Origin of the sequence: Glycocaulis abyssi, from assembly GCF_041429775.1 — a bacterium.
GTDB lineage: Bacteria > Pseudomonadota > Alphaproteobacteria > Caulobacterales > Maricaulaceae > Glycocaulis > Glycocaulis abyssi.
In genome coordinates this window covers 2,698,234-2,722,347 of sequence record NZ_CP163421.1, presented here as the reverse complement: position 1 = coordinate 2,722,347, position 24,114 = coordinate 2,698,234, and the positions used below count along the sequence as shown (strand labels likewise).

The following is a 24,114-nucleotide window of genomic DNA, read 5'->3' as shown; positions in this document are numbered from 1 at the left end:
CCTGATGCCGGTACGGGCTCGCCCCGGAGTTTCAGGATGATAGGTTGGGCAGCGCAATTGTGTAAGACAGGGCGTAAGCGCTGCGCAGCCAGGGAAGCCATATCATGCTCGAAATCCGCCAGATTGCCTGCCTTGAGGACAATTACGGCTTCCTGATCCGGTGCAGCAAAACCGGGCAGACCGCCAGTATCGACACGCCAGACGCCAAGGCGCTGACTGAAGAGGCAGGGCGCGCAGGCTGGCAGATCCATGAAATCTGGAACACTCACCACCACTGGGACCATGCCGGCGGCAATGCCGATATTGCGCAGCATTTCGGTGCCCGCATCACCGCGCCGGCCGCAGAGGTAGACAAGATCGGTCATGTCGATACGCCCGTTTCACCGGGCGATCTTGTCCGTCTTGGCGCGCTGCAGGCCGAAGTGATCGATACAGGCGGGCATACGCTGGGTCATATCGCCTACTGGTTTGAAAGCGAGCGCGTACTGTTTAGCGGGGATGCGCTTTTTGCGCTGGGCTGCGGGCGCCTGTTTGAAGGCACGCCGCAGCAGGCGCAGGCCGGTCTGGCGCGGCTGCGCGCGCTGCCGGACGACACAATTGTCTATTGCGCCCATGAATACACAGCCGCCAATGCCCGCTTTGCCCTGAGCATCGATCCAGACAATGCAGCGCTTCAGTCCTACGCCGCGGAGGTGCAGGCCACACGCAAGGCAGGCAAGGCCACCGTCCCGTTCCCGCTGGGCCGCGAGAAAGAGACAAACCCGTTCCTGCGCTGGGGTGATCCGGTTCTGCGCCGCCATCTGGATCTCGAAAGTGCCAGTGACGCGGACATCTATGCGGCCGTGCGCAGCGCAAAGGACCGGTTCTGATGAAGTCGATCAGTGGCGATCTGGGCGCGAATGAAATCATTCGCATGCTCTCCATGCAGAAGCATCCCGAAGGCGGCTGGTACGCGGAAACGTTTCGCGACGGCACCAACCCCCAGGGGCGTGCGCACGCCACGGCGATCTATTTCCTTCTCGCAGCCGACGAGGTTTCCGCCTGGCACCGGGTGGATGCCAGCGAGGTCTGGCTCTGGCATGCCGGAGCGCCGCTGGTGCTGACCATGTCGGGCGACGGTGTAAACGCCAGCAGCCTGCGGCTGGGGGCTGACTTACGCGCCGGTGAACGCCCGCAAGCGGTTGTGCCTGCCGGTCACTGGCAGGCCGCAGAAAGCCTCGGCGCGTGGACGCTTGTCAGCTGTGTTGTGGCACCGGGATTTGAGTTTTCAGGCTTTGAGCTGGCTGCAGAAGGCTGGCGGCCCGGCAAACACAACGCCGCGCCGTGACCGCTGGGCTCTACCGTCCCCGGTCAAGCGCGCGGCGGATGAATTCCGAAGAGGGGCGCCCGGCATAGCCGCGCCCTGTTGCAATGGTAATCTCCAGCGTTCCGTCCGCGTACACGGCGTGGGCGCGCGACCCGGTGACGACCCGGACCGATTGCAGATCTCGCAAGGCGCGCCGGTTGGCTCGTTCCACGCCCAGCTGTGCCAGGCGTAGCGTATCCACCAGATACGCGTTGTCGGACGGGCTAAGCGAAGGCACGGCCACTGTCACTTGATGGCGGTTTAGCCGCGTGACGAAATCGGCCAGATCACGCGCGGCACGTTGCAGTTCGGTAGCGCTTACGGGCGGCGCGACCAGAGTGTGCGCCGGACCGATCAGTTCGACGATCACGCCGTCAGGCGCATCGGGCGGAAAGAAGGTCGCGCCGCCAAGATTGGACAGGCGGAGCAAAGCCCGATCTGTGTCGGTCAGCATCACCTCGCCGCCACCAGAAGCGCGATTGGTGTAGACGGCATAAACCTCCTGCGTCCCTTCCTGCCAGAGCAGGGCGGGCACCGTAGAGCGGTCAAGCACAAGCCGGCCACGCCGGTCGGCCCGCTCGTACCAGACTGCGGATGCTTCAACCGGCTGATCCCGGCCCGTAAGGCGCGAGAACGGATTTTGCTGACCAAGCCCGTCGCTTGCCAAAACCACCCAAGCCCCGGCGGCAGCAAGCATAAGGGCGATATATCCCCTGCTCATGGCGACAATCTCGCCGCAAAAAGGGGCAGTTTCGCGGCGAAACGGCCCCTTTCGGAATTTACAGGCACTTTTCCGCGCATTCGAACAGATCAGACCAGATACTGGCCGCCATTTGCCGTCAGCGTGGCGCCGGTGATGAAGCCGGCCTCGTCAGACGCCAGAAAGGCCACACACCGGGCAATTTCCTCCGGTTCGCCCAGCCGGCCGACCGGGATTGTTTCGATGATCTGCTCGCGCACTTTTTCCGGCACGGCCATGACCATGTCGGTGGCGATATAGCCAGGGCAGATCGCGTTCACCGTGATGCCCTTGCGCGCGCCCTCCTGGGCCAGCGCCTTTGTAAAGCCGATATCGCCCGCTTTTGCCGCAGAGTAATTGGCCTGCGCGAACTGGCCTTTCTGGCCGTTGATGGACGAGATGGTGATGATGCGGCCAAAGCCGCGCTCACGCATCCCGTTCCAGACCGGATGGGTCATGTTGAACACGCCGGAGAGATTGGTCTCGATAACCTCGCGCCATTGCTGGGGCGTCATCTTGTGGAAGGGCGCATCGCGCGTAATGCCCGCATTATTGACCAGAATGTCGACCGGGCCATGAGCCAGCTCCACCCGGCCAATACCGGCTACACACGCCTCATAGTCGGCTACCGACCATTTATACGCGGGAATGCCGGTTTCCTTGCTGAACGCCTCGGCGGCAGCGTCATTGCCTGCATAATTGGCCGCCACCGTGTACCCGGCCTGCTTGAGTGCCAGGCAGATGGCCTTGCCTATACCCCGCGTTCCTCCCGTCACCAGAGCGGTGCGTGCCATGAAATCCCTCCCTGTAGCCCTCTTGATCGGAGCCGTTTATTGTGCGCAGCAAAAGCGCAGCACACTTGCAGCATGAAGCAGACCGCGCAATGGTCTTTCATAACGCGAATCCGCCTGTTGTCGAGGGCGTGCACGCGAGAAATCTGACACCGCACGGGAAACGATGCGGTGCAACAAACCCAGGGGGAGACAAAGCGTGAGTGCAAACACAAAGACCGGCAAGATTACTATCAAGAAATACGCCAACCGGCGTCTCTATGACACGTCCGCCAGCCGGTACGTGACGCTCGACCATCTGCGCGAACTGGTAAAGGAAAACGCCGAGTTCGAGGTCGTCGATGCCAAGACCGGAGAGGATCTGACGCGCGGCGTTCTGGCCCAGATCATCTTCGAGGAGGAGGCCAAGGGAGCCAACCTCCTCCCCGTTGAATTTCTGCGCCAGCTGATCGGCTTTTATGGCGACTCCATGCAGGCTTTCGTGCCCGGCTATCTGAAAATGTCGATGGAAGGGCTGATGCGCCAGCAGGACGAGCTGCGCGAAAAGATGACCGGCGCGATGAGCTCGCCTGCCGGATCAATGGCCCTTCTCGAAGAGCAGACGCGGCGCAACATGGCCATGTTCGAGCAGGCCATGAAAGTGTTCAGCCCCTTCAATGCCGCCGGGCAGCAGGAAAGCGGAAGCAGCGCGCCGACGCCCGCAGCAAAAGACAAGAATGACAACGTCAAGGCCCTGCGCGACGAACTAGAGGCGATGCGCGCCAAGCTCGACAAGCTGGCAGGCGGGTAAGGCGCGGCGGGCCTTAGTGTTTCATTAAGGAACATGCCCGCGCCGCCATCGCGCGCAAACTGCGCCAAACCGGCTTGTCCTTGAGGGTTAAGGCCCGGTTTACAAAGGTTTATGAAGGGTAAAAACTGGCCCCGTTCTTGCGCGGACATTGCGCATGAGCGAGCCCGTCACACCCATATCCGGCGCCTATCCGCCTCCGGCCATCATTGTCCGCAATGATGGACGGGCGGCGCAGCCGCGTCAGGAAGCGGTCTCGCCGGTGGCGGCCCCGGCGGTGGCTTCCGCGCGCATGGTTTCAGGTCAGGCCGTGGCTCTGGCGGGTAGCGGCTGGGTATCCGTGCTGCACACATCGCAGCGCCGGGGGCTGCGCGCCGACGAAACCGAACGCCGCCGCTACCGTGCGAGCTATGCCAGCGCGGCAGACGCGCCAGCACGGCCTGCTCCGCGCATGGAGCAGCGCGCATGAGCCGCGCACAGCCCGTCGCCTTGCGTGTCGCTGACGGCGTTCTGGCACTGGGCGTCTTTTTTCTTTTTCTCTAGCTGGCCGTCAAAAGGAAAGGCCGCCCCGGCATGCCCGGAGCGGCCCTTCATGCTTGTAGTTCCGTCAGGTGTCAGGCGTCGCCGCCTACCGCCAGGTCACGGCGCGCCGCGACGATGGTGACGATAAAGCCGGCCACCGTATCCAGCAGCGCCATCAGCACCAGCAGGAAGAAGGTGGATGATGCAAACTGCGGGATGAGCAGGAAGAGCACCAGCCCCGCAACAAACACCAGCATGGACATGCCGTGATTGATGATCGACGCCGTACCGGTGTCGGACGATTTCACCATCTCGATGAACAGGAAGAACAGGGCAAGCATCAGTATGAGATCGCCCGGTGTCAGGCCCCAATTGGCCCCGGACATCATCGGTATCTCGAACAGCCGAGACCCCATCGCGTCGGTGCCGAATGTAAACGCCACTATGGCGTAAATGATCATCGAAATGCTCAGTTTCGGAAAAATGCTGAACACGGAGAGTCCCCTCCTTATTGGCTGATTGCCACCACGCCGGTGCCTTTCGGCTGCCCGCGCCCCCATGAAAATGCCGCTACCTGCAGAACCTGGCATTGTATCACTCCTCACCCGGCAGCGCAGGAAGGTATCAGACTTCGTCCCATCCGCCTGTCTGCCTTGAACGGCTATTGAGCCACATCACCCCCATAATGTCACTGATAGAGGCAAAAAGACGTCCGATATTCGTATATTTGGATTTTCCCGCGATCCGCGGCCTGTGGCTTACAGGATGAAACTCGACAGCGTAGCCCTCGCGCTTCATCAGAGCCGGCAGGAAGCGGTGCTGGTGATCGAAATAGGGCAGGGACAGATACGCTTCGCGGCGCATCACCTTGATCCCGCAGCCAGTATCCTTCGCATCATCATTGAGCAGGCGCTTGCGTATGCCATTGCCAATCCGGGACGCAAACTTTTTCCAGGCGCTGTCCTGACGGCCGACGCGTTCACCCCCGACCATGGCCAGCTGGCCGGGCGCGTCCGGCCGGGTCAATTGTGCCACAAGCGCTGGCAGGTCACCGGGCGGGTTCTGACCATCGCCGTCAAGCGTACAGACAATGGACCCGCGCGCCGCCAGAAAACCTGTACGCACCGCCCGGGACTGTCCGGCATTGCTGCGGTGATTGATGACCCGCAACTGCGGCACGCCGGCCTTGGCGCCCTGCAATTCAGCCAGCGTCTCATCGCTGCTGGCATCATTGACGGCGATGATTTCGAAATCATGCCCGGCGAGCGCCTGCGCGATCTCGCCAACCAGCGCCCCCGCATTGCCCGCTTCATTATGCATCGGAACGACCACCGAAATGGCCGGTGCACGAGACGCCATAAAATCCTACCTTCTTTCAGCCGCCCTGCTTGCAGGGGCACGCAGCCCGATACATACCCAATAGTGAGGCCCGCACCAGCTTGAATATGCAAGAGGCAAGAGCGGGCGCCAGGAGGCGTAAACGGCCATGGTCCGATTAATCTCATCACTGCGCCAGCCGGGCCGTGCCTGGATTGGGGTACTGGCCGCCATGCTGATAGCCTCTCTGGCAGGAATTTTCACCCTGCCAGTGATGGACCGCGATGAGGCGCGCTTTGCGCAAGCCACCGCCCAGATGCTGGAGACGCGCGATTTTGTCCGCATCAGCTTTCTCGATGAAGACCGCAACAAGAAGCCGGTCGGCATACACTGGATGCAGCTGGCCACGGTCTCGGCAGGCGAAGCCATTAGCGGCGCGCTGGAGAACCGCCAGATCTGGGCCTGGCGGCTCGCATCAACGCTGGGCGCCGTGCTTGCCGCGCTTGGCACGCTGGCCCTGGGCAATCGGCTGCTGGGTCATCCGGCGGGCCTTTATGCCGGCGTGCTGCTGGGTGCCAGCGTGCTTCTGGGCGTGGAAAGCGGCATCGCCAAGACCGACGCCATGCTGGCCGGGCTCACTGTCTGGGCGCTTTACGCGCTGGCCCGGCTGCGCACAGGCCCGCCGGAAACAGCAAAACGCTGGGCTATCGCGCTCTGGGTGCTGATGGCGCTCGGCGCGCTGGTCAAAGGGCCAGTGACGCCGATGGCTGTGGCGCTGGCGGCTATCGGTCTGGCGCTGTGGGAACAGCGCTGGAACTGGTTGCGGCCACTCGCCTTCTGGCCCGGCCCTGTGCTGGCGGCGCTGATCCTCATGCCCTGGCTGATCTCGGTGCAGATCGCGACCGACGGCGATTTCCTGCGCGAAGCGCTGGGCGATGATCTCGGACCCAAGCTCGTCACCGGCCATGAAAGCCATGGCGGATTGCCGGGCTATCATATTCTTCTGCTGAGCTTCCTCTTCTTCCCGGCCATCCTCTTCCTGCCCTCAGGGCTTCGCGCTGGCATTTCTGCCATACGGTCCGGCGGAGAGCACGCGACCGCCGCGCGGATGCTCATCATGATGAGCATACCCTTCTGGATCGTCTTTGAACTACTGCCCACCAAGCTGCCGCATTATGTGCTCCCGGCCTATCCGGCGCTGGCGGTGTTTGCGGCGTGGGGCGTCATGGCCTGGGGCGAAACACCGGCGCTCTGGCGCTGGCTGGGCGCTGGCCTGATGATCGTGGCGGGCCTTGTTCTAGGCGCGATCCTTTTCTTTCTCAGCCACCAGTATGACGGACCCGTTCTGCTAGCATCGCTGCTGGCAGCAATTCTGATTGCCGCGGCAATTGGCGCTGTCGTGCTGGCTGCGCGCTCAAAAGCCGGCGCAGCTGTGGCGTGCGCGGTGGTGGCCGGGCTGGTCTGGCAGGCGGCAGGGCGCGGGATTATCGCGCCTGCCACCTCGCTATCCCCATCACGCGACGCAGCCGCCCTGATCCATGCGCAGGGCTGGCTGGCGCCCGATACGGCGCTTGTGTCCAGCTATACTGAGCCGAGCCTTGCTTTCGCGCTGCGCAGCGATATCGCCCTGATGGATGCTGAAGGGCTTGCCGCAACGGCCAGCGATTTTTCCGCCGAGCAGCTCGTCATTGTCGATCTCTCGCGCCTGCCTGCCGCAGACAGCCCGGAGCGCGAACGCGCAGACAACTTTGTCGAGGGATTGCGCAGCGAGGCTTGCGCCATCGGCGAGGTTGCGGGCTTTAACTATTCTCGCGGACGCGCCACATCCCTGCTGATCGCCCGCACAGGCGATTGCACGCCATTTCAGGAGCCAGGCCAGCCATGAGCCGAATTATTGAGATCGTTGAGGTCGGCCCGCGCGACGGCCTGCAAAATGACAAGACGCTGCTGACCACACCGGTAAAGCTGGACTTCATCGACCGGCTCATCGCGGCGGGCGTGAAGCGCATGGAAGCGGCCAGCTTCGTCAATCCCAAGCTTGTCCCGGCCATGGCCGATTCTGCCGAGATCATGGAGGCTGTACCCCGCGGGCGCGGCGTCTCCTATATCGGTCTGGCCCTGAATGAGCGCGGCATGCGCCGGGCTATTGAAGCACGCTGCGACGAGATCAACTATGTGCTGGTAGCCTCTGAGGGCTTCGGCAAGGCCAACCAGAACGCGACGCCGGAAGAAACCGCGGACCTTCTGGACCGCATTGCGCCGCTCGCCCACGACGCGCAGATCCCGCTATCGGCCACCGTTTCGGTAGCATTTGGCGATCCGTTCGATGGCGAGGTGGACCCGGCCATTCTGGGGCTGCTGGCCGCGCGCGCAGCGGCCGCTGGCGCGACAGAGTTTGCGCTCGGCGATACGATCGGAGTGGCCACGCCGTGGGATGTGGAGCGCGCCATAAGGATTGTGCGCGATGCCGCGCCATCGCTGAAACTGCGCCTGCACTTCCACAATACCCGCAATACGGCGCTGGCGAACATCCACGCCGCCGTGCAGAACGGTGTCACCATTATCGATGCTTCAGCAGGCGGAATTGGCGGCTGTCCGTTTGCCCCGCGTGCCACGGGCAATGTGGCCACCGAAGATGTCGTCTACATGCTCGAACGCGCCGGGTTTGATACCGGCATTGACCTTGACCGGATGATCTCGGTCGCACGCTGGCTGGAAAACGAGGCGCTCAGGCACCCGGTTGCGTCGGCACTCGCGAAAGCTGGCGGATTTCCGGCGAAAACCTAGTTCCCGGAATTGCGCCGGCGCTGGGCGAGACGCACACGCGCCCGCAGCCGGCTGCGGGCCTGCAAGGCACGCGCACTCGCGCGGATGAGCACCGCACGGCCGAGAAGCGCCATCGTCATCAGCGGTCCGGCAACAACAAGGACCAGCTGGCCGACCGGGCCTGAATAGGTACGGAAAAACAGGTTCAGCCCCTTGGCCTTGTACCACTCCACAAGCAGGATATTGGCCGAGCTGGTGGAACCGACATGGACAAAGGCCGCGCGTGGCTCGAACACGATTTTGCCCCCCATCCGGCGAGCACGCTCGCAGATATCGATATCCTCCACATGGAGGAAATAGCGCTCATCAAAGCCATTCAGCGCGCGATAAGTCTCACGGGTCATCAGCATGGCCGCGCCGGATACGGACGGGGCCTCCACGGGCCCGGCCGGCAAGGGTTCTTCCTCCCGGTGAAAATCGCGCACGCCGGGCAGGATGCGGGCAAGGCCGGTAAAGCTGAGCAGGGCTGACATCAAGGTAAGGCCGCCCCGGCGTCCGCCGCGTTGCTCGCTACCATCCGTATTCAGAATGCGGGCACCCACAATGGACACCGGCGGCAGACCTTGCGCGGTGGTGACCATGATCCTCGCCGCGCCGCGCGCGATCAGCGTGTCGGGGTTCAGCAGCAATATGTAATCACCTGCCGCCGCGCGCGCGCCGATATTGCACCCCTTGCCAAAGCCCAGATTGGCCCCGGTATGAATGACAGTCAGACGCGGCTCTGCCGCCGCCATCGTATCCAGACGCACGGTGACATTGGTGGGATTGTCATGATTGACGAGCACTAGCTCATGAATGTCCGGGTCACTGAGGACCGAGCGGATCGAGTCAAACAGGACCGGACCGGTCCGGTAGCTGACCATCACCGCGCTTATGCGTCCCCCCGAACTCATCACGACCCCACGCTGGCTGCTTGTTGCAGCTCATCTACTCCGGCGGCACTCCGGGCGTTCCCCGGAATGCCCAGATTTTCCACCATGGCACGCCGACAGGCTCCAGCGGTGCCGGATCATACCCGTGCGTCCCTCCCGGCCTGCACCGGCCGATACGGCCCAGCGCCAGCCATCCCCCCCGCCACAGACCCTGCGCCGTGATGGCGTCCATGGCGTAAAGCGAACAACTCGGTTCGTGCCGGCATCGCACACCAAAAGCGTAAAACACCGGCGAGAGAGTCCACCTGTAGGCCGTGACGGCCGCGATTCCAATCCACTTTGTGGGCGTCCGGACGGTTTTTTTCTGACAACACATGACAGTCTGGCTCTATTGCGCGCCGGGGCCGGCTTGGTCGAACGCCGCCAGCGCCGCGTCAAACGCCAGTCTTATCGAGCCATGGCGGGCCGGATAGGCCGATGCCGGTTCGAGTGCGCGCAAGGCAATGAACGGGCTATTGTCCGGAACCGGAATACCTTTCAGCAGAGCGTTGAGCGTATCGGCGCCTTCAGCGAGCAAGGCACGGTCCGCACCGATAATGAGCTGACCCAGAATGCTGGCCGATGCCTGCCCCAGCGCACAGGCCGATATATCCCAGCCAATCTCGCGGACCCGGCCATCGGCGGCGTTCATATCCAGCGTTACTTCCGAGCCGCAAAGGCGCGAAACCTTGCGCACACTCGCCTGCGGCGCCTCAAGGCGTCTGAGATGCGGGATCGACGCCGCCAGGGCGATCACGTCGCGCGAATAGGGATCGGTCGTCATGGCGGCGCCTACGCCTCCTCTACCGCCTTCATCCGCCATACCGGGCCTTCGGGCGTATCATCCACCAGCACGCCCAGAGCATCGATCTGCGTCCGCAGGGCGTCGGCTTTGGCAAAGTCTTTCGCCACACGGGCGGCCTGCCGCTCGTTTAGCAAGGCATCGATTTCAGCACGCCGGTCCGCATCGATGCTGTCGAGCCCAAACCAGCTATCGGGATCAGCCTGCAACAGGCCCAGCACCCGGCCAGCTGCCAGCAATTCGCCTTTGGCGGCGGCCTGCTCCTCGCGCGCCTCGGCCTTGTTGGCGCGGGCAAGAATTTCAAACAGGGCCGCAAAGGCTTTGGGCGTGTTGATGTCATCGCCCAGCGCTTCGAGCACGGATGCCGGTACAGGCACATCCGCAGCCTCGACGTCGCTCAAGCGGCGCAGCACGCCATAGAGCCGGTCGAGAGACTTGCGGCTCTGCTCGATCAGCCTGTCGGTCCAGTCCAGCGGGGCGCGGTAATGGCCGGAAAGGAGGCCATAGCGGATCACCTCGCCCTTCACTCCGCGCGCGAGCAGCTCGCTCGGCCGGATGATATTGCCGAGCGACTTGGACATCTTCTCAGCGTCCATCGAGACAAAGCCGTTATGCACCCAGTAGCGCGCCAGCGGGCCGTCATGATGCAGGCATTTGGCCTGCGCCACCTCATTCTCATGGTGAGGAAAGACCAGATCCATACCCCCGCCATGAATATCGATGGACGGCCCCAGCGCCGCGCCGATCATCGCCACGCATTCGGTATGCCAGCCCGGACGGCCCGGCCCGAACGGGCTCTGCCAGACCGGCTCGTCCTCTTTCGAAGGCTTCCACAGCACAAAATCGGCCGGGTTTTTCTTGTAAGGCGCCACTTCAACGCGCGCGCCGGCAATCATGTCGTCCTGGCTGCGCCGCGAGAGCGCGCCATAGTCATCGCACTTGTCCACCGCGAACAGGACATGGCCCTCCGCCGCATAGGCGTGACCGGCCTTTATCAGCGTATCAATCGTCTCGATGATCTCGGCCATATGCCCGGTCGCGGTCGGCTCGAAGGTCGGGCGCATAATGCCCAGCGCATCGCTGTCGGAATGGTAGATCTTGGTGAAGCGCTCGGTAATCACCGAAATATCAACGCCTTCGCTGGCGGCCGCCGCGTTTATCTTGTCATCGACATCGGTGAAATTGCGCGCATAGAGCACATGATCTGCGCCATAGACCTCGCGCAGCAGGCGAAAGAGCACATCAAACACCACGGCAGGGCGGAAATTGCCGATATGGGCCGGTCCATACACCGTGGGTCCGCACACATACATCGTTACCCGCTCAGGATTCTCGGGAACGAAGCGGCGGCGGCTCCGGCTGGCGGTGTCGTAAAGGATTATATCGCTCATAGGCGGCTATGTAGCTTAAGCACGCGGATTGCGCAGCCCCAAAGCAGCGTCCGGCGCACACTGGTCTCACATGCTTGTGACAACGCGGCAGGCGCGATAGAAGGGAAAAGTCGTCATGGCGCAGTGGAAACCGCAAAATGACGCCATATATGCAGTGCAGCCCACGGGGAACGATGGCCTTTTCCACCGGACTGCAAGACCCGGCGCTGGAGCACGTGACAAGGGCCTTCCAAAAGCCCGCCCCGCCGCTGGATCCGGAAACCGGCACTATACCGGCCACGCCGCAAGGCGCTGGCCGGGACCCGACAACGAAAGGATCCGCCCTTCATGGACGCGATTGTGAAAAAAACCGACCTCGGCGCCGCCGCCGACATACTTGAACCTGTTCAGCGCCCCAGCCGCGAGGAGGCCGAAGAGGCCGTGCGGACCCTGCTGCGCTGGGCCGGTGATGACCCCCGCCGCGAGGGCCTGATCGAAACGCCCAAGCGCGTGGTCAAAGCCTATGAAGAATGGTTCCGTGGCTATCACGAAGACCCGGGCAAAATCCTCGGCAAGCGCTTTGAGGATGTGCAAGGCTATGACGACATGGTCATGCTCACCCATATCGATGTGGAGAGCCATTGCGAGCACCACATGGCCCCGATCCTCGGCACGGCGTGCGTCGCCTATCTGCCGGACCGTGCGGTGGTCGGCATCTCCAAGATCGCCAAAGTGGTCGAAGCCTTCTCCAAGCGACTGCAGACGCAAGAGACGATGACCGCGCAGATCGCCGATGCCATCAATGATGCGATGGCACCGCGCGGCGTGGCCGTGTTTGTGGATGCCAAGCACCAGTGCATGACGACGCGCGGCGTCCATCACCCGCACGTCTCCACCATCACCACCACCTTCACTGGCGAGTTCAAGGCCAATCCGGAACTGCGCGAGCGCTTCATGCGCCTGTGCGAACAGTCGAAGAGATAGGCTCACAGGTCCTGCTAACAGTGAAAAGCCCGCCGTTCTGCGGCGGGCTTTTTCATGTCTGGCCAACACCCTCCAGACGCTGGCTGCACACCCGGCTAATCCCGACGGGAATGAACTCACGTTCGATTAAGAGACATCATAAATGCGGAAAATTCAATTTGATACTCACTCATTACAATTCTGTAATAAAGCTTAGTCCGGACAAAAATTTATAAGATGCAGTGTATATGGTGCGAATTATATGGAACGATGTTATTACTTGAAACGTTCCCGTTCCTCACCGCGCGATCAGGCGCTTAATTTTCCGCAACCGGGAAAGGACATGTCCATGAAGAAATCGTTCCTGACAGCCGTACTGGCATCGACCATGTTCGCCGCTGGTGCCTCCGTGCCGGCCGCTTTTGCCCAGCAGGATGGCGCGCAGATGCAGCAGCCCGCCCCGGCAGAGTCCGCCAGCGTGACCGATGAGCAGATCAGCGCCTATATCACCGCGGTGCAGAGCGTGAACATGATTATCCAGACCTATCAGCCCCAGCTGGATGCCGCCCAGAGCGAGGAAGCCGCCATGGCCGTCCAACAGGAAGCCCAGGGTGAAATGCAGTCCGCAGTTGAGCAGAGCGGGCTCAGCGTTGAGGAATATACTGCCATCGCGGCAGGCTCGCAGACTGACCCTGAACTGGCCGAGCGCATCAATGCGCAGGCCGCTGCCCAGACGGGTCAGCCCCAATAAGCAGGCTGGCATAAGACAACCGGCGGGCGGCCCCTGAGGGGCCGCCCGTTTTCGTTTCAGCCCAGCCGTTCGACCTGTTGCACCGGCCCGCCATTGGCCGGGCGGACGCGCCAGACGCTGTCAGGGCGGATGGAGAATTCACGATCCTTGACGGTCGACAGGATCATCTGCTCGGCAATCAGCTCGCCGCGCGTCAGGGTCAGCCGGGTATAGCCCTTGTCCCAGGCATTATTGCGCAGGATCTCCGGATTGCGGTCCTCAGCCATGCGGCCGAAATCCACGCCCGGCGCATTTACCGTTTCAAAGGGTGACGGGCTGGTCACGGAGGTGACGCCAAACTCGGTGCCGACCCGGTTTCCTTGCGCGTCGTGCAGATCATTGACCCATGTATTATGGGTGTCCCCGGTCAGCACCACGATGTCGGCACCGGCATCACGCACCGTCTGATAGAGACGTTCGCGATCCACCGGAAATCCGTCCCAGCTATCCAGATTGAGTGGCACGCCGTGCGCGGTACGCTGGGCAAAATGCCAGTTGAACCCGCCCTGCAGGCGCATATAGGTGCGCAGCCAGAACGGTGTCTGGGTGAGGTAGTTGGGCGCTTCGAGGCGTCCCATCAGCACCTGGTTGGCGATGATGCGCCACGGCTTGCCCGCCTGCACCGAGGCGGCCAGCGCCTCGCCGATCATGGCGCGCTGTTCGTCATCAATCAGCCGGCGTTCGGGATCGCCTATCACCTCGTCGCGCCAGCGCTGCACGGCAGCTTGGTTTTCAGGGTCTTCCGGATCGGATTCGACAGGGATCGGGAAGGTGTCGAGGGTCAGTTCCTCAGAGCGTGCCGTCAGGCGGGTCTCGACAAAGATTAGCGTGGCCAGATCACCGATTTCCACCGCGCCATAGCGCGCTTTCAAGGGTTCGGCCTCGCGAACCGGCAGCCAGTCATGGTAGGCGCGCAGCGCGTTGTCGCGCCGGGTGAACCAGTCGCCTTCGGTTTCGGGATCGTGATTCTCTGCGCCATAGCGCCAGGAATCGTTCGCCGTTTCGTGATCGTCCCAGATCAGTATCCACGGCGCGCTGGCTTTGAGCGCCTGCAGATCAGGATCCGAGCAATAGAGCGCATGGCGGCGGGCATAATCCTCTTCCGATAGGATCTCATGCATCGGGTCGGGCATGCGCGAGAGCCGCTCGGCATCGGATGTTCCGTATCCGCCATAACCATACTCGTAGATATAGTCGCCCAGATGCACCACGAGGTCGAAATCACCCTGATCGGCGGCATCGCGGTAGGCATTGAAAAAGCCGAACGGATAGTTCGAGCAGGAAAAGGCCGCGATACGGAACCGGTCGACACCCGCCTCAGGCAGGGTGCGGGTGCGGCCCACCGGCGACACCTCATCGCCGTGACGGAAGCGGTAGAAATACACACCCCCCGGCTCCAGCCCCTCGATCAGCGCTTTCATCGGCCGCGCGCCATTGACCGGTATCACGCCCTCGCGCGCAGTTACCTCGCGGGTCTCCACGATGGTGTTGAATGTCGCGTCGGTGGCAATCTCCAGCGTGGTGCGGGCATCGCCATCAGCGGTAACGGCTGTCCAAACCACAAAGCTGGTCTGGTCAGGATCACCGGACGCCACGCCATGCTTGAACGGACCCTCAGGCGCGGGCAGCGGATCAAAGCGCATCTCTTCAGGCGAGCACGCCGCCAGACCGGCCCCCACGCCGGCTGCGGCCAGAAGCGCGCCACGGCGCGTCAGTGCGTATGGCTTGAACACTGGTTATGCCTCCCCTTGATTGTTCTGTAAGTGAGTGTGCATGGCCGATGTGACAGGCACAAGAAGAAGGGCCGGACCCTTTGCTCCCTCAAGCAGTGGCCCGGCCCTCTTCGCATCGCCCCCGGCGTATGCTGCTCTAGAAGTTCACGCCCAGACGGACGCCATAGGTACGCGGCGAGCCGGCGATGAAGGTCGGCAGGCCGAATGTCGCCCCGGTATTGCCCGCATCGATGAGGTATTGCTCATCGGTGAGATTGTTGCCGAACACCTCGCCATACCAGCGCATGTCAGCGCTTTCAAAGCGCAGGCGGGCGCGCAGCAGGCCGTAGGAGTCCTGACGCACACCGGCAAAGCGCTGATTGTCTTCATCGAAGAAGATGTGCGACTGCCAGCTATAGGCCGGAAGCAGGCTGAGCGTTCCCATTTCATTGGAGAACAGTTCTGCGCGCAGGCCGATGGAGGCTGCGTGTTCAGGCGCGTAGCGGAAACGGTTACCGCCGAACTCCTGCGGCACACCGCCCAGCGTATCGTTGATCTTGGCGAGGTTATAGGCGTAGGTGGCATAGACCTCGATTGCATCGGTGATGGCGTAATTGCTCTGGATTTCCAGGCCATATTGCGTGGCTTCACCGGCATTGGTCGGCACCAGCGAACCGTCAAACGGGTCAAACTGGCTGGACTGGAAGTTCTCGTATTCCGACCGGAAGATGGAGCCGGAAATGGTGCCACGGTCCAGCGTCAGGAAGGCACCGGCCTCAAGCGAGTCCACGATCTCGGCTGGTGCGACCGAGAAGAAGCCCGGAGCGGTCGTGTCCAGCGCCAGAACGTCAGGACGGCGGCCACGCGCATAGGAGATCCAGGTGTTCAGCCGGTCATTGACCTCATAGGCCGCCACAACGCGCCAGGTCACATCATCAAAGCTGGCGCTCTGGGACACCACCGCGCCATCGGGCGTACCCGGCAGGAGCAGGGCGCGCCCGCCCACGATCAGGTTCGGCGCGTTGACGAAACCGCCATAGCCCGACGTGCGCTTGCTTTCGTCAGTATACCGCAGACCGGCCGTGAAGCTCAGCCGATCGGTGGCGCGCAGCGTGACCTCGCCAAACAGGTCAAACGCCTCGGTGCGGCCCGAATTGGCAGCTTCTTCCTGATAGGTGCCAAGCGGCACCGGAACACCAGCGGCCAGCGTACCGCCAACCGACAACGGGAACGGGTTGACGATATTGGTGAAGTCACTGGCCGGAACGCCCAGCAGGAAGCTCAGCGTGGGGAAGAGCGCCGCTGTAGGCACACCCAGCTGCTGGGCAAACTGGGCCTGCACGGCGGGGGTCTGCAGGAGCAGGGCCTGCGCGCGCGCCTCATTGACGATGAGCGGAATGCGCTGGGTACCGGATTCGTAGAACCAGGTGGCCCCGATGACGGCCGACACGCGGTCCCCGGCATCATAGGTCAGGCGGAATTCCTGGCTGGCCTGACGCCCGCGCGCATCTTCAGCAAGGTTGATAAGATCAAGCCCTGCCCCGATCGGATCGAACACTTCGCGGGAGTCAAACTGGCGGTAGCCAGTAATGGAGCTCAGCGTCCAGGCGTCATTGAGCGGGTATTCGGCGAGCGCCGTCACGCCCCAGACCGTACGGTCAAGGCCGAGACCCTGATTGTCCTCAAAGCCGGGGAAGGTGAAGAGCGCTGCAGCCGTATACGGGCTGGTATCGCCGCCCGGGGTTGGCAGCACACCGGACTTGAACGAGGTGCCGGGGCCATTGTCTTCCTGATAATTGCCGATCAGGTCAAAGCTGAACCCATTATCGAGGCGGGCAGAGAATACACCCCGGATGGCGCTGACATCGCGGCCCTGCAGCGTGCCGCCAAGCAGATTGTCGATATGGCCGTCACGGCTGCGGTGCACACCGGCCAGGCGCAGGCCAAGCCCATTACCCAGACCATAATTGACGTGGCCGCCAATCTCGCGCTGCTCGTAATTGCCGATACCGCCAAAGAGCGAGGCAGAGAAATCGTCCTCGGCCTTGTTCTGGATCAGGTTGATGCCACCGATCAGCGCGCCACGTCCGAACAGGGTCGGCTGCGGGCCTTTGGCCACCTCGATGCGCTCCATGTCGAAAAGCTCGACATAGGAGCCGCGCGAGCGGGTGATGGAGATGCCGTCCTGGAAGATCGCCACGCGCGATTCCGCATAGGTGTCGCCGCTATCAGTGGTGATACCGCGCAAGGAGTAGCCGGTATTGTTCGGGCTCTGCTCCTGGATCACCAGACCCGGCGTGAACGCGGCCATGTCTTCCAGATTGCGGATATCGAGCCGGTCGATCAGCTCGGCATTGAATGCGGTGACATTGACCGGCACCTCAGCCAGCGACTGCTCGCGGAACTGGGTCGTCACACGGATGACTTCAACCGGCTGAGCCGTCTCGTTCAGCTCGGCGAAGGCCGGGGCGGATACCGCGCCCAGCGCGACAGCCGACATGAGGACAGATTTGCGGATCATGGCATGGTGCTCCTGAAATAGCTCCGGCCCGGCACGCTTGCCGGGCTTTCCCCGTGCTGCTACGCCGCCAATGTGACGGGGGCCTATCAGTCGCGTTACAGAAATTTGACGCGCTGCAGCACGTCAGATTGCGTTGCACAAAAAGCACGCTCGCTGAGCGGTCGGTCAGGATGAATAATGACAGCTTCACAAGAAGATAGCCGCAGCATAACGGCCGGCGAAGCCGATGCCGGCGAACGGCTGGACCGCTGGATGGCTGCGCAATGGCCCGAACTCTCACGCTCTCGCTGCAAGGCGCTGATCGAGGGTGGCGCGCTGGCCGTGAACGGCGAAACACTGGCCGACCCGTCTGCGAAGGTGCGCGAGGGGCATATCTACACGCTCACCATGCCCGCGCTGGAACCGGCTGTGCCCAAGCCGGAAAACATTCCGCTCGACATATTGCACGAGGATGACGACCTGATCGTCATCAACAAGCCGGCGGGCCTGACGGTACACCCCGGCGCTGGCGCATGGACCGGCACGCTGGTCCATGCCCTTCTCTATCACTGCAAGGGATCGCTATCTGGGATTGGCGGCGTGGAACGGCCCGGTATTGTCCACCGTATCGACAAGGACACGTCGGGCGTTCTCGTCGTTGCCAAGAACGATGTTGCGCACCGTTACCTCTCCAAGCAGTTCGCCAAACACACCGTCGAGCGTGCCTATCTGGCCTTCACGCGCGGTGCACCGCGTCCGCGCGAAGGCGAGATAGCAACCCGCATCGCCCGCTCCACGCGCGACCGGCTGAAAATGGCGGTTCTCAAATGGGAGAGCGCAGCCGGCAAGGAAGCCATCACCCATTATCAGGTGCTGGAGACTTACGGGCAGGAAGCCAAGGCCCCTATCGGCACACCGCTGGCCGCCCTTGTCGAATGCCGGCTGGAAACCGGGCGCACTCACCAGATCCGCGTGCACATGGAACATCTGGGCCACGCCCTGATCGGCGACCGCATCTACGGCCCGCAGCGCACCAGCCAGCTCAAAGGCATTCCCGACCTGCCCGAGATCAAGGCGCTGGGCCGTCAGGCTCTCCACGCCTCGGTGCTGGGCTTTGTCCATCCCTCAACGCGCGAAGAGATGGTGTTCGAGACAGAATTGCCAGCTGACTTGCAAAACCTGCACGCGGCCCTGAAGCGGGTTTAGGGATGATTTACCTCGTCCTTCGAGACGCTTCGCTCCGCTCGCCCTCAGGATAAGGTAAATCACATTTCGCCCTCATCCTGAGGAGGCCGAAGGCCGGCTCGAAGGAGAGGCGAAATCAAACCACCACCCGCCGCCTGGCCCGCGACGCCACACTTGACCAGCGGCGCGCCCACAGGATGAAGGCCCCTGCGGTTACGAACATGAGAAGGCCGTAGATCGCCGCCGGCACGGCATAGGACACGCTGCCCAGCATCGAGACCGAAACGACGATGGCGAGCGTCGCGTTCTGCAGCCCGCATTCGAGCGTCAGGGCGATGCGCTGCTTCATCTTCAGCATGACAAGGCTTGCCACCGCGAACGCGACCCCCATGGCCAGCACATTCAGGCTGAGCGCGATAAATCCTGCTTCGGCAAAGCGGGCAGCCAGCTCGTCCCGGTCGGCAATCAGCGTGGCCAGCACGACGGCGGTGAACACGACACCCGACAAGAGGCGCGAGTGCCGGTCAAGCACATCGGCGATTTTCGGCGCGAACTGACGGATCGTCATGCCGATACCCACCGGCACAACTGTCAGAAGGAAAATGACAAGCCCGGTGGTGACAAGGCCGACCGATGGCGCTTCGGGCCCCATGAAAAGCGCCAGCGCGATCATCAGCACCACCGGTACAGTAAACATGGAGGTGAGGCTGGTCAGCGCGGTCAGCGAGATCGACAGGGCAACATCGCCGCGCGCCATATGGGTGAGGAGGTTCGAGGTCGTCCCGCCCGGACACGCCGCCAGCAGCACAATCCCCACTTTCAGCACGGGCGGAGCGGGCAGGAAGGCAACAATGGCAATCGCCAGCAGGGGCAGCGAGAAATACTGCAGCACAACGCCCACCAGCAGCGCTTTCGGCTTGGTGAATATGCGCCGGAAATCAGCCGGCGTCAGGCCAACCCCCAGTGCCAGCATGATGAAGGCAAGGGCGAGGGGGAGGAGAATCTGTCCGATAAAACTGTCCATGGGCGCGAGGCTAGCCCTGTCTGTGCGCCGCCGTCATCTGCCAATCTCCGTTCCGGGCAGATATCCGCACAGGGGAACAATATGGTTTACCGGTGGTTCACCCGAACCTGCGCATAGCTCTATGCAAAGCAGGAGAGTTTCACATGAGCATTCGCGTCAAGATCATGGCCGCTGTCGGCGCTCTGGGTGTCGTATCCATCCTTCTGGCCGGGCTCGGCATACAGAGCATGCAAGCCTACAACACCCGCGTGGCCGCCTACGAAAATGCCGCAACGCGGGCCTATCACGGCGCTCACCTCAACCGGCTGGTGACCGGCGTGGTCATGGAGGCGCGCGGAATTTACGCGTCGCAGACCACCGAACAGGCCGCCCCCTTCGGCGAAGGACTGATGCGCCGGCTGGACCAGATCGACGCCCTGCTGGATCAATGGAGTGCTCTGGTACCGGCTTCGGGCGAGGAACGCGCCCTCTTTGAAGCGGTACGCTCACGCACGGCGGAGTTCCGGGCCTTCCGCGCCGAGACAGTGCGTCTTGGCGGCATTGATCCCGCCCTTGCCAATGAGCAGGGCAATAATATGGATAATCGCTCCAACCGGCGCGCCTATCAGGAAGAAATCGACGCCGTGGTTGAACGCGACCGCGCGCAACTCGACGCGATCGAAGCCGATCTCGCCAGCTTCTACCGCACCCGCTTCATCATGCTGACCGGCATTGCCATTCTGGGCGTTCTGGGCGGCATCGGCTTTGCGCTTTATGTGGCCATTTTCCAGGTCAGCCGCCCGCTCACCAAGGTAACAGACGTTCTTGAACAGGTTGCCGGCGGCGATCTCACGATTGAGGTGCCCTCCGTTCGCTCACGCGACGAGATTGGCCAGCTCTGGTCGACGGTCGGGGTGCTGCGCACCGCGCTCGCCGACGCCGAAGCCCTGAAAGCCAAGCAGGAGGAGTCCGAGGCCCGTCAGCGCGAGATGCAGCGCCAGGCCATGATCGAAACGGCTGACCGGTTCGAGGCGGAAGTCGGCACCCTGCTGACGGACGTCATCCAGGCAGCATCCCAAGTGTACTCGGCAGCCGGAATCGTGGATACCAACGCGACCCGCACAACCGAGGAGTCCAGTTCGGCGGCAGCCGCGTCAGAGGAAACCTCCGCCAACGTACAATCTGTCGCCTCCGCGTCGGAAGAACTCTCCGCGTCCATCCAGGAAATCTCCCGGCAAATCTCCGAAGCCTCTGCCCTTATCGGCGAGGCGGTAGAGCAGGCGCGTGCCACCGATACCGATGTACGCACACTGGCCGATAATGCCGGCAAGGTCGGAGAAGTCGTGACCCTGATCCAGGGGATCGCCGAGCAGACCAATCTGCTGGCGCTCAACGCCACCATCGAGGCAGCGCGCGCAGGCGAGGCCGGCAAGGGCTTTGCGGTTGTCGCAAACGAGGTGAAGGCGCTGGCCACCCAGACCGCCAAGGCAACCGGCGATATCGAGGCACAGATGACGGCCATCGAGGCGGCCACGGGCCATGCGGTTGAGCGCATCGCCGATATCGTCAAGCGCATCGGCGATCTCAATACGCTGGCGGGCGGTGTGGCGGCATCGGCCGAACAGCAGGGCGCTGCGACCGGCGATATTGCCCGCGCCATTCAGGAAGCCGCGGCAGGGGCCAGCCAGATCGCATCGACCATTGAGGCGCTGAACCAGATTTCCGACGGCAATGCGACGGCATCGGGCGAGCTGCTGGAAGCGTGCAAGACGCTCAACTCACGCTCTGACGAGCTGAAAGATCAGATGACGCGCTTCGTATCGGGCATCAAGGCAGCCTAGGGCTGCCTGCCCGGACACGCCTAGAAGATCACGATATAGGCGATCACGATGCCGATCACGGCAAGCACGACACCGCCGACAAGGGCGTGGCGCGTCATGTGATTGGGAGCAGGTTCACCCTGGCGTGCTTCGGTTTTCTTCTTCTCAATCATGGCGCGTCTCCTCTGCAGGCAGCGCCAGACGGATCTGGTGATCCTTCTGGCGGCATGGTGTAAGGAAAACGCGCAGATTGCCGGCAGGTTCCGGAAAACCGGCCAGCGACCTAGACCGCCCTGCCCATCACCCAGTCGCAATAGACGCGGCCGCCGACATCGAACTGCCGCTCGCCCAGCGCCTCGAATCCGGCCCGGCCATAGAAGGCCAGCGCCCGCTCATTGCCCTTGTAGACCCCCAGGACGACGCTGGAATGGCCATTGGCGCGGGCATGGTCGAGAGCGGTCCCGATCAGCTCGCGGCCGAGGCCCGAACCCTGCAGGCGTGACAGCACATAGATGCGCTTGATCTCGATGTCTCTTGGCCCTGTAGGCACCGGCAGGTCGGGAGTGGCAAGATGGAGATAGCCGACAGGCGCACCGCCCGGTGCCATCTCGGCAAGCCAAAGCGCCTGCGACGCATCTGCCAGAGCGCGGGCATAGACCTCAGGCGTATGGCGCTCTTCACAGTGGCGGATAATGCCCTGCCCGTCGACGATACCGGCATAGGATTCCAGAAAACTCGCCGCGCCCACCAGCGCGAGAGCAGCTTCATCGCCGGGGCCGGCGCGCCGGATGGTGACAGATTGCGTATCCATGGCTCAGCGATACCGGCAGAATCGCCGCTCTGGCAAGCCAGCCTTTCTGAAACGTCACGGGACAAATCCGGGGTGGTTTTATATTCTTGACGTTAGAGGTGAGGATTTCTTCACACGCGGCCCCTCGCATCGGGCTTGCCGCCACCCTAAATGGACTTTTGCTGCATCGCCAAAAGCGGAGTAGCGAAACGGGGGCGGCAGTCAGTGCGTTGGTCTTGAGACCCGGTACGAACTGCCCGCCAAGGGAGGATTACGAACATGAACGCCATGCGTCTGGCATCACTGTCGCCCGAAGGCGGACTGTCGCGCTATCTCACCGAGATACGCAAGTTTCCGATGCTGGAAAAGGACGAGGAATTCATGCTCGCCAAGCGCTGGCTGGAGCACGAAGATTCCGAGGCCGCCCACAAACTCGTTACCTCCCATTTGCGCCTCGTGGCCAAGATCGCCATGGGCTATCGCGGCTATGGCTTGCCGATTGCGGAGGTAATCTCCGAAGGCAATGTCGGCCTGATGCAGGCGGTGAAGAAATTTGACCCTGACAAGGGCTTCCGCCTGGCCACCTATGCCATGTGGTGGATCCGCGCGAGCATTCAGGAATATATCCTGCGTTCGTGGAGCCTGGTGAAAATGGGCACGACGGCTGCGCAGAAAAAGCTGTTCTTCAATCTGCGCCGGATGAAAAGCCAGATGCAGGCGCTCGAAGAGGGCGATCTGCACCCCGATCAGGTGGATACTATCGCCACCAAGCTTGGCGTCACGAATGACGACGTGATCTCGATGAACCGGCGCCTGTCCGGTCCGGACGCCTCCCTCAACGCGCCGATGCGCGTGGATGGTGAAGCCGAATGGCAGGACTGGCTTTCTGACGACAATGCCGAGGACGCCGAGGAAAGCCTGGTGGAGAGCGACGAGTTCTCCACCCGCATGACGCTTTTGCAAGAGGCGATGGGCGGGCTCAATGAGCGCGAGCGCCACATCATTGAGGAACGCCGCCTCGCCGAGGAACCACGCACGCTCGAAGAGCTGGCAGAGGTCTACAATGTCAGCCGTGAGCGTATCCGCCAGATCGAGGTGCGCGCGTTTGAAAAGCTGCAGACCGAGATGAAGCGCCTCGCCGAAGAACGCGGACTGGTGGCGGCTTAGGCCGTCACCCCCTCCTGCTTGCGCCTGACGATTCCCACCGCAAGGCAGAGCTGCGCGCCGAAATAGGTGATCCATACAGCGACACCGCCCCAGTCCAGACCGTCAAAGACCAGCGTCTCGCGGAACAGGCGCGCGGCGATCAGGCTGTCGGAAATGAGGAAGAGCAGCGCACCAGCCACAATCAGGCGCGGCCCGCGCACCAGTCCGGCGGCGATGACCATGGCGAGGATAATGCCCAGATACGCGCTGGCAGGCACCAGAAGCTCGCCCATGCCCTGGCCGCAGCCAGACGAACATCGCAGCACCAAAGGCCAGGAGGGCTGCCCCCAGCACCAGACCATCCTTGCGCCAGCCATCTTTCACAATGAACCCGGCGAAAATCAGCAGATAGACCAGATGGGCCGCGCCGAAAAAGCCGATCCCGGCCTCCATCTCGGGCGGGTTCATGGCCAGCGCGAAATCCCCGCCCGATGACAGGACCAGCGCCAGCGCAAGCACAAACGCCTTGCGGAAGGCCGCATACATCGCCAGCAGGATGATGCCGCTGACTTTTACCAGCGCGATCTGGGCACCGCCCGCCGTCACCTGATCGAGCACCAGAAACACCAGGGCGGCAAAGACGGCGACGCCCAGATAGGCCGGTCCGGTCCACTCCGGGATTAGCGGACCGGTTTCCTTGTAACGGTTTGCTGACGAAAACTCGTTATCCTGTTCTGACATGCAGATCGACTCCATCCGGTGTTTGGCCTCGGCCTTGCGATCACGCTAGAACAG

General features: G+C 62.5%; 25 protein-coding genes and 1 pseudogene. 11 read left to right on the top strand and 15 right to left on the bottom strand.

All coding sequences use genetic code 11. The annotated features are described in order from the left end of the window. Positions 1–104: 104 nt before the first annotated feature. Together gloB and AB6B38_RS13190 are read left to right on the top strand one after the other, a co-directional pair. Positions 105–869 carry a hydroxyacylglutathione hydrolase gene (gene gloB / locus AB6B38_RS13195; RefSeq protein WP_371393355.1) on the top strand — a complete coding sequence of 255 codons (765 nt, stop codon included), beginning with the start codon at positions 105–107 and terminating at the stop codon, positions 867–869. Continuing rightward, positions 869–1,327 (top strand): cupin domain-containing protein, encoded by a 459-nt coding sequence (locus AB6B38_RS13190; RefSeq protein WP_371393354.1) that lies wholly within the window; start codon positions 869–871, stop codon positions 1,325–1,327. The genes gloB and AB6B38_RS13190 overlap by 1 nt, the downstream gene beginning before the upstream one ends. 10 nt (positions 1,328–1,337) lie before the next feature. Here the strand turns inward: AB6B38_RS13190 and AB6B38_RS13185 are convergent, their stop codons facing one another. Further along, positions 1,338–2,018: a DUF4908 domain-containing protein gene (locus AB6B38_RS13185; RefSeq protein ID WP_371393353.1), complete on the bottom strand. Its 681-nt coding sequence runs from the start codon at positions 2,016–2,018 to the stop codon at positions 1,338–1,340. 137 nt (positions 2,019–2,155) lie between these two features. Continuing rightward, positions 2,156–2,878: a beta-ketoacyl-ACP reductase gene (locus AB6B38_RS13180; protein ID WP_371393352.1), complete on the bottom strand. Its 723-nt coding sequence runs from the start codon at positions 2,876–2,878 to the stop codon at positions 2,156–2,158. Positions 2,879–3,041: 163 nt separating this feature from the next. Between AB6B38_RS13180 and phaR the strand changes: the two genes are divergently transcribed. Continuing rightward, positions 3,042–3,665, top strand: a complete 624-nt coding sequence (gene phaR, locus AB6B38_RS13175; protein WP_371393351.1) for a polyhydroxyalkanoate synthesis repressor PhaR — start codon at positions 3,042–3,044, stop codon at positions 3,663–3,665. Positions 3,666–3,819: 154 nt separating this feature from the next. After that, complete coding sequence (locus AB6B38_RS13170; RefSeq protein WP_371393350.1) at positions 3,820–4,131, top strand: hypothetical protein; 312 nt, start codon at positions 3,820–3,822, stop codon at positions 4,129–4,131. Between the two features lie 145 nt (positions 4,132–4,276). Here AB6B38_RS13170 and AB6B38_RS13165 read toward each other — a convergent pair whose 3' ends face one another. After that, the gene (locus AB6B38_RS13165) at positions 4,277–4,678 is read right to left on the bottom strand and encodes a hypothetical protein (protein WP_371393349.1); all 402 of its coding nucleotides are present in this window, start codon (positions 4,676–4,678) and stop codon (positions 4,277–4,279) included. 130 nt (positions 4,679–4,808) lie between these two features. Beyond that, positions 4,809–5,543: a glycosyltransferase family 2 protein gene (locus tag AB6B38_RS13160; protein WP_371393347.1), complete on the bottom strand. Its 735-nt coding sequence runs from the start codon at positions 5,541–5,543 to the stop codon at positions 4,809–4,811. A 127-nt stretch (positions 5,544–5,670) separates the two neighbouring features. Here AB6B38_RS13160 and AB6B38_RS13155 point away from each other — a divergent pair, with 127 nt between their 5' ends. Together AB6B38_RS13155 and AB6B38_RS13150 are read left to right on the top strand one after the other, a co-directional pair. Beyond that, complete coding sequence (locus AB6B38_RS13155; RefSeq protein ID WP_371393346.1) at positions 5,671–7,386, top strand: ArnT family glycosyltransferase; 1,716 nt, start codon at positions 5,671–5,673, stop codon at positions 7,384–7,386. Continuing rightward, a complete protein-coding gene (locus AB6B38_RS13150; protein WP_371393345.1) occupies positions 7,383–8,288 on the top strand; it encodes a hydroxymethylglutaryl-CoA lyase in 906 nt (301 codons plus the stop codon). The genes AB6B38_RS13155 and AB6B38_RS13150 overlap by 4 nt, the downstream gene beginning before the upstream one ends. Here the strand turns inward: AB6B38_RS13150 and AB6B38_RS13145 are convergent. The 4 genes from AB6B38_RS13145 to cysS are packed head-to-tail and all read right to left on the bottom strand — an operon-like array spanning position 8,285 to position 11,431. Beyond that, positions 8,285–9,220, bottom strand: coding sequence for a glycosyltransferase family 2 protein (locus tag AB6B38_RS13145; protein ID WP_371393344.1), 936 nt, complete (start codon positions 9,218–9,220; stop codon positions 8,285–8,287). The genes AB6B38_RS13150 and AB6B38_RS13145 overlap by 4 nt on opposite strands. Before the next feature lie 34 nt (positions 9,221–9,254). Continuing rightward, positions 9,255–9,575, bottom strand: a complete 321-nt coding sequence (gene yidD / locus AB6B38_RS13140) for a membrane protein insertion efficiency factor YidD (RefSeq protein WP_371393343.1) — start codon at positions 9,573–9,575, stop codon at positions 9,255–9,257. 12 nt (positions 9,576–9,587) lie between these two features. After that, positions 9,588–10,022 (bottom strand): iron-sulfur cluster assembly scaffold protein, encoded by a 435-nt coding sequence (locus AB6B38_RS13135; RefSeq protein WP_371393342.1) that lies wholly within the window; start codon positions 10,020–10,022, stop codon positions 9,588–9,590. Positions 10,023–10,030: 8 nt separating this feature from the next. Then, entirely contained in the window at positions 10,031–11,431 is a 1,401-nt protein-coding gene (gene cysS / locus AB6B38_RS13130) for a cysteine--tRNA ligase (protein ID WP_371393340.1), read from the bottom strand. 327 nt (positions 11,432–11,758) lie between these two features. Here cysS and folE point away from each other — a divergent pair, with 327 nt between their 5' ends. Together folE and AB6B38_RS13120 are read left to right on the top strand one after the other, a co-directional pair. Then, positions 11,759–12,394 (top strand): GTP cyclohydrolase I FolE, encoded by a 636-nt coding sequence (gene folE, locus AB6B38_RS13125; RefSeq protein ID WP_371393338.1) that lies wholly within the window; start codon positions 11,759–11,761, stop codon positions 12,392–12,394. A 328-nt stretch (positions 12,395–12,722) separates the two neighbouring features. Beyond that, the gene (locus AB6B38_RS13120) at positions 12,723–13,124 is read left to right on the top strand and encodes a DUF4168 domain-containing protein (protein ID WP_371393336.1); all 402 of its coding nucleotides are present in this window, start codon (positions 12,723–12,725) and stop codon (positions 13,122–13,124) included. A gap of 56 nt (positions 13,125–13,180) precedes the next feature. On the opposite strand, the gene AB6B38_RS13115 is transcribed toward AB6B38_RS13120, so the two are convergent. Both AB6B38_RS13115 and AB6B38_RS13110 read right to left on the bottom strand, forming a co-directional pair. Beyond that, positions 13,181–14,896 (bottom strand): alkaline phosphatase, encoded by a 1,716-nt coding sequence (locus tag AB6B38_RS13115; RefSeq protein ID WP_371393335.1) that lies wholly within the window; start codon positions 14,894–14,896, stop codon positions 13,181–13,183. 136 nt (positions 14,897–15,032) lie between these two features. Further along, positions 15,033–17,396, bottom strand: coding sequence for a TonB-dependent receptor (locus AB6B38_RS13110; RefSeq protein ID WP_371393334.1), 2,364 nt, complete (start codon positions 17,394–17,396; stop codon positions 15,033–15,035). Positions 17,397–17,573: 177 nt separating this feature from the next. Here AB6B38_RS13110 and AB6B38_RS13105 point away from each other — a divergent pair, with 177 nt between their 5' ends. Continuing rightward, positions 17,574–18,581, top strand: a complete 1,008-nt coding sequence (locus tag AB6B38_RS13105) for an RluA family pseudouridine synthase (protein WP_371393333.1) — start codon at positions 17,574–17,576, stop codon at positions 18,579–18,581. A gap of 115 nt (positions 18,582–18,696) precedes the next feature. On the opposite strand, the gene AB6B38_RS13100 is transcribed toward AB6B38_RS13105, so the two are convergent. Next, positions 18,697–19,584 (bottom strand): bile acid:sodium symporter family protein, encoded by an 888-nt coding sequence (locus tag AB6B38_RS13100; RefSeq protein ID WP_371393332.1) that lies wholly within the window; start codon positions 19,582–19,584, stop codon positions 18,697–18,699. Positions 19,585–19,727: 143 nt separating this feature from the next. On the opposite strand from AB6B38_RS13100, the gene AB6B38_RS13095 reads away from it, so the two are divergent. Beyond that, positions 19,728–21,404: a methyl-accepting chemotaxis protein gene (locus AB6B38_RS13095; RefSeq protein WP_371393331.1), complete on the top strand. Its 1,677-nt coding sequence runs from the start codon at positions 19,728–19,730 to the stop codon at positions 21,402–21,404. Positions 21,405–21,424: 20 nt separating this feature from the next. On the opposite strand, the gene AB6B38_RS13090 is transcribed toward AB6B38_RS13095, so the two are convergent. Further along, positions 21,425–21,556: a hypothetical protein gene (locus AB6B38_RS13090; protein ID WP_267905781.1), complete on the bottom strand. Its 132-nt coding sequence runs from the start codon at positions 21,554–21,556 to the stop codon at positions 21,425–21,427. Between the two features lie 110 nt (positions 21,557–21,666). Further along, complete coding sequence (locus tag AB6B38_RS13085) at positions 21,667–22,194, bottom strand: N-acetyltransferase family protein (protein ID WP_371393330.1); 528 nt, start codon at positions 22,192–22,194, stop codon at positions 21,667–21,669. Positions 22,195–22,452: 258 nt separating this feature from the next. Between AB6B38_RS13085 and rpoH the strand changes: the two genes are divergently transcribed. Further along, complete coding sequence (gene rpoH / locus AB6B38_RS13080) at positions 22,453–23,340, top strand: RNA polymerase sigma factor RpoH (RefSeq protein WP_371393329.1); 888 nt, start codon at positions 22,453–22,455, stop codon at positions 23,338–23,340. On the opposite strand, the gene AB6B38_RS13075 is transcribed toward rpoH, so the two are convergent. Both AB6B38_RS13075 and AB6B38_RS13070 read right to left on the bottom strand, forming a co-directional pair. After that, positions 23,337–23,561, bottom strand: a complete 225-nt coding sequence (locus AB6B38_RS13075) for a lysoplasmalogenase family protein (protein WP_371393328.1) — start codon at positions 23,559–23,561, stop codon at positions 23,337–23,339. The two genes, rpoH and AB6B38_RS13075, sit on opposite strands and share 4 nt — an antisense overlap. Before the next feature lie 70 nt (positions 23,562–23,631). Further along, positions 23,632–24,060 (bottom strand): annotated as a pseudogene (locus tag AB6B38_RS13070) (lysoplasmalogenase family protein); the annotation flags it as partial. Positions 24,061–24,114: the final 54 nt, after the last annotated feature.

Coding starts and splice junctions, on each gene's coding strand:
- gloB (WP_371393355.1), top strand. CDS start 105: ATGCTCGAAATCCGCCAGATTGCCTGCCTTGAGGACAATTACGGCTTC.
- AB6B38_RS13190 (WP_371393354.1), top strand. CDS start 869: ATGAAGTCGATCAGTGGCGATCTGGGCGCGAATGAAATCATTCGCATG.
- AB6B38_RS13180 (WP_371393352.1), bottom strand. CDS start 2,878: ATGGCACGCACCGCTCTGGTGACGGGAGGAACGCGGGGTATAGGCAAG.
- phaR (WP_371393351.1), top strand. CDS start 3,042: ATGCGGTGCAACAAACCCAGGGGGAGACAAAGCGTGAGTGCAAACACA.
- AB6B38_RS13170 (WP_371393350.1), top strand. CDS start 3,820: ATGAGCGAGCCCGTCACACCCATATCCGGCGCCTATCCGCCTCCGGCC.
- AB6B38_RS13160 (WP_371393347.1), bottom strand. CDS start 5,543: ATGGCGTCTCGTGCACCGGCCATTTCGGTGGTCGTTCCGATGCATAAT.
- AB6B38_RS13155 (WP_371393346.1), top strand. CDS start 5,671: ATGGTCCGATTAATCTCATCACTGCGCCAGCCGGGCCGTGCCTGGATT.
- AB6B38_RS13150 (WP_371393345.1), top strand. CDS start 7,383: ATGAGCCGAATTATTGAGATCGTTGAGGTCGGCCCGCGCGACGGCCTG.
- AB6B38_RS13145 (WP_371393344.1), bottom strand. CDS start 9,220: ATGAGTTCGGGGGGACGCATAAGCGCGGTGATGGTCAGCTACCGGACC.
- yidD (WP_371393343.1), bottom strand. CDS start 9,575: ATGTGTTGTCAGAAAAAAACCGTCCGGACGCCCACAAAGTGGATTGGA.
- AB6B38_RS13135 (WP_371393342.1), bottom strand. CDS start 10,022: ATGACGACCGATCCCTATTCGCGCGACGTGATCGCCCTGGCGGCGTCG.
- cysS (WP_371393340.1), bottom strand. CDS start 11,431: ATGAGCGATATAATCCTTTACGACACCGCCAGCCGGAGCCGCCGCCGC.
- folE (WP_371393338.1), top strand. CDS start 11,759: ATGGACGCGATTGTGAAAAAAACCGACCTCGGCGCCGCCGCCGACATA.
- AB6B38_RS13120 (WP_371393336.1), top strand. CDS start 12,723: ATGAAGAAATCGTTCCTGACAGCCGTACTGGCATCGACCATGTTCGCC.
- AB6B38_RS13110 (WP_371393334.1), bottom strand. CDS start 17,396: ATGATCCGCAAATCTGTCCTCATGTCGGCTGTCGCGCTGGGCGCGGTA.
- AB6B38_RS13105 (WP_371393333.1), top strand. CDS start 17,574: ATGACAGCTTCACAAGAAGATAGCCGCAGCATAACGGCCGGCGAAGCC.
- AB6B38_RS13100 (WP_371393332.1), bottom strand. CDS start 19,584: ATGGACAGTTTTATCGGACAGATTCTCCTCCCCCTCGCCCTTGCCTTC.
- AB6B38_RS13095 (WP_371393331.1), top strand. CDS start 19,728: ATGAGCATTCGCGTCAAGATCATGGCCGCTGTCGGCGCTCTGGGTGTC.
- AB6B38_RS13090 (WP_267905781.1), bottom strand. CDS start 21,556: ATGATTGAGAAGAAGAAAACCGAAGCACGCCAGGGTGAACCTGCTCCC.
- AB6B38_RS13085 (WP_371393330.1), bottom strand. CDS start 22,194: ATGGATACGCAATCTGTCACCATCCGGCGCGCCGGCCCCGGCGATGAA.
- rpoH (WP_371393329.1), top strand. CDS start 22,453: ATGAACGCCATGCGTCTGGCATCACTGTCGCCCGAAGGCGGACTGTCG.
- AB6B38_RS13075 (WP_371393328.1), bottom strand. CDS start 23,561: ATGGTCATCGCCGCCGGACTGGTGCGCGGGCCGCGCCTGATTGTGGCT.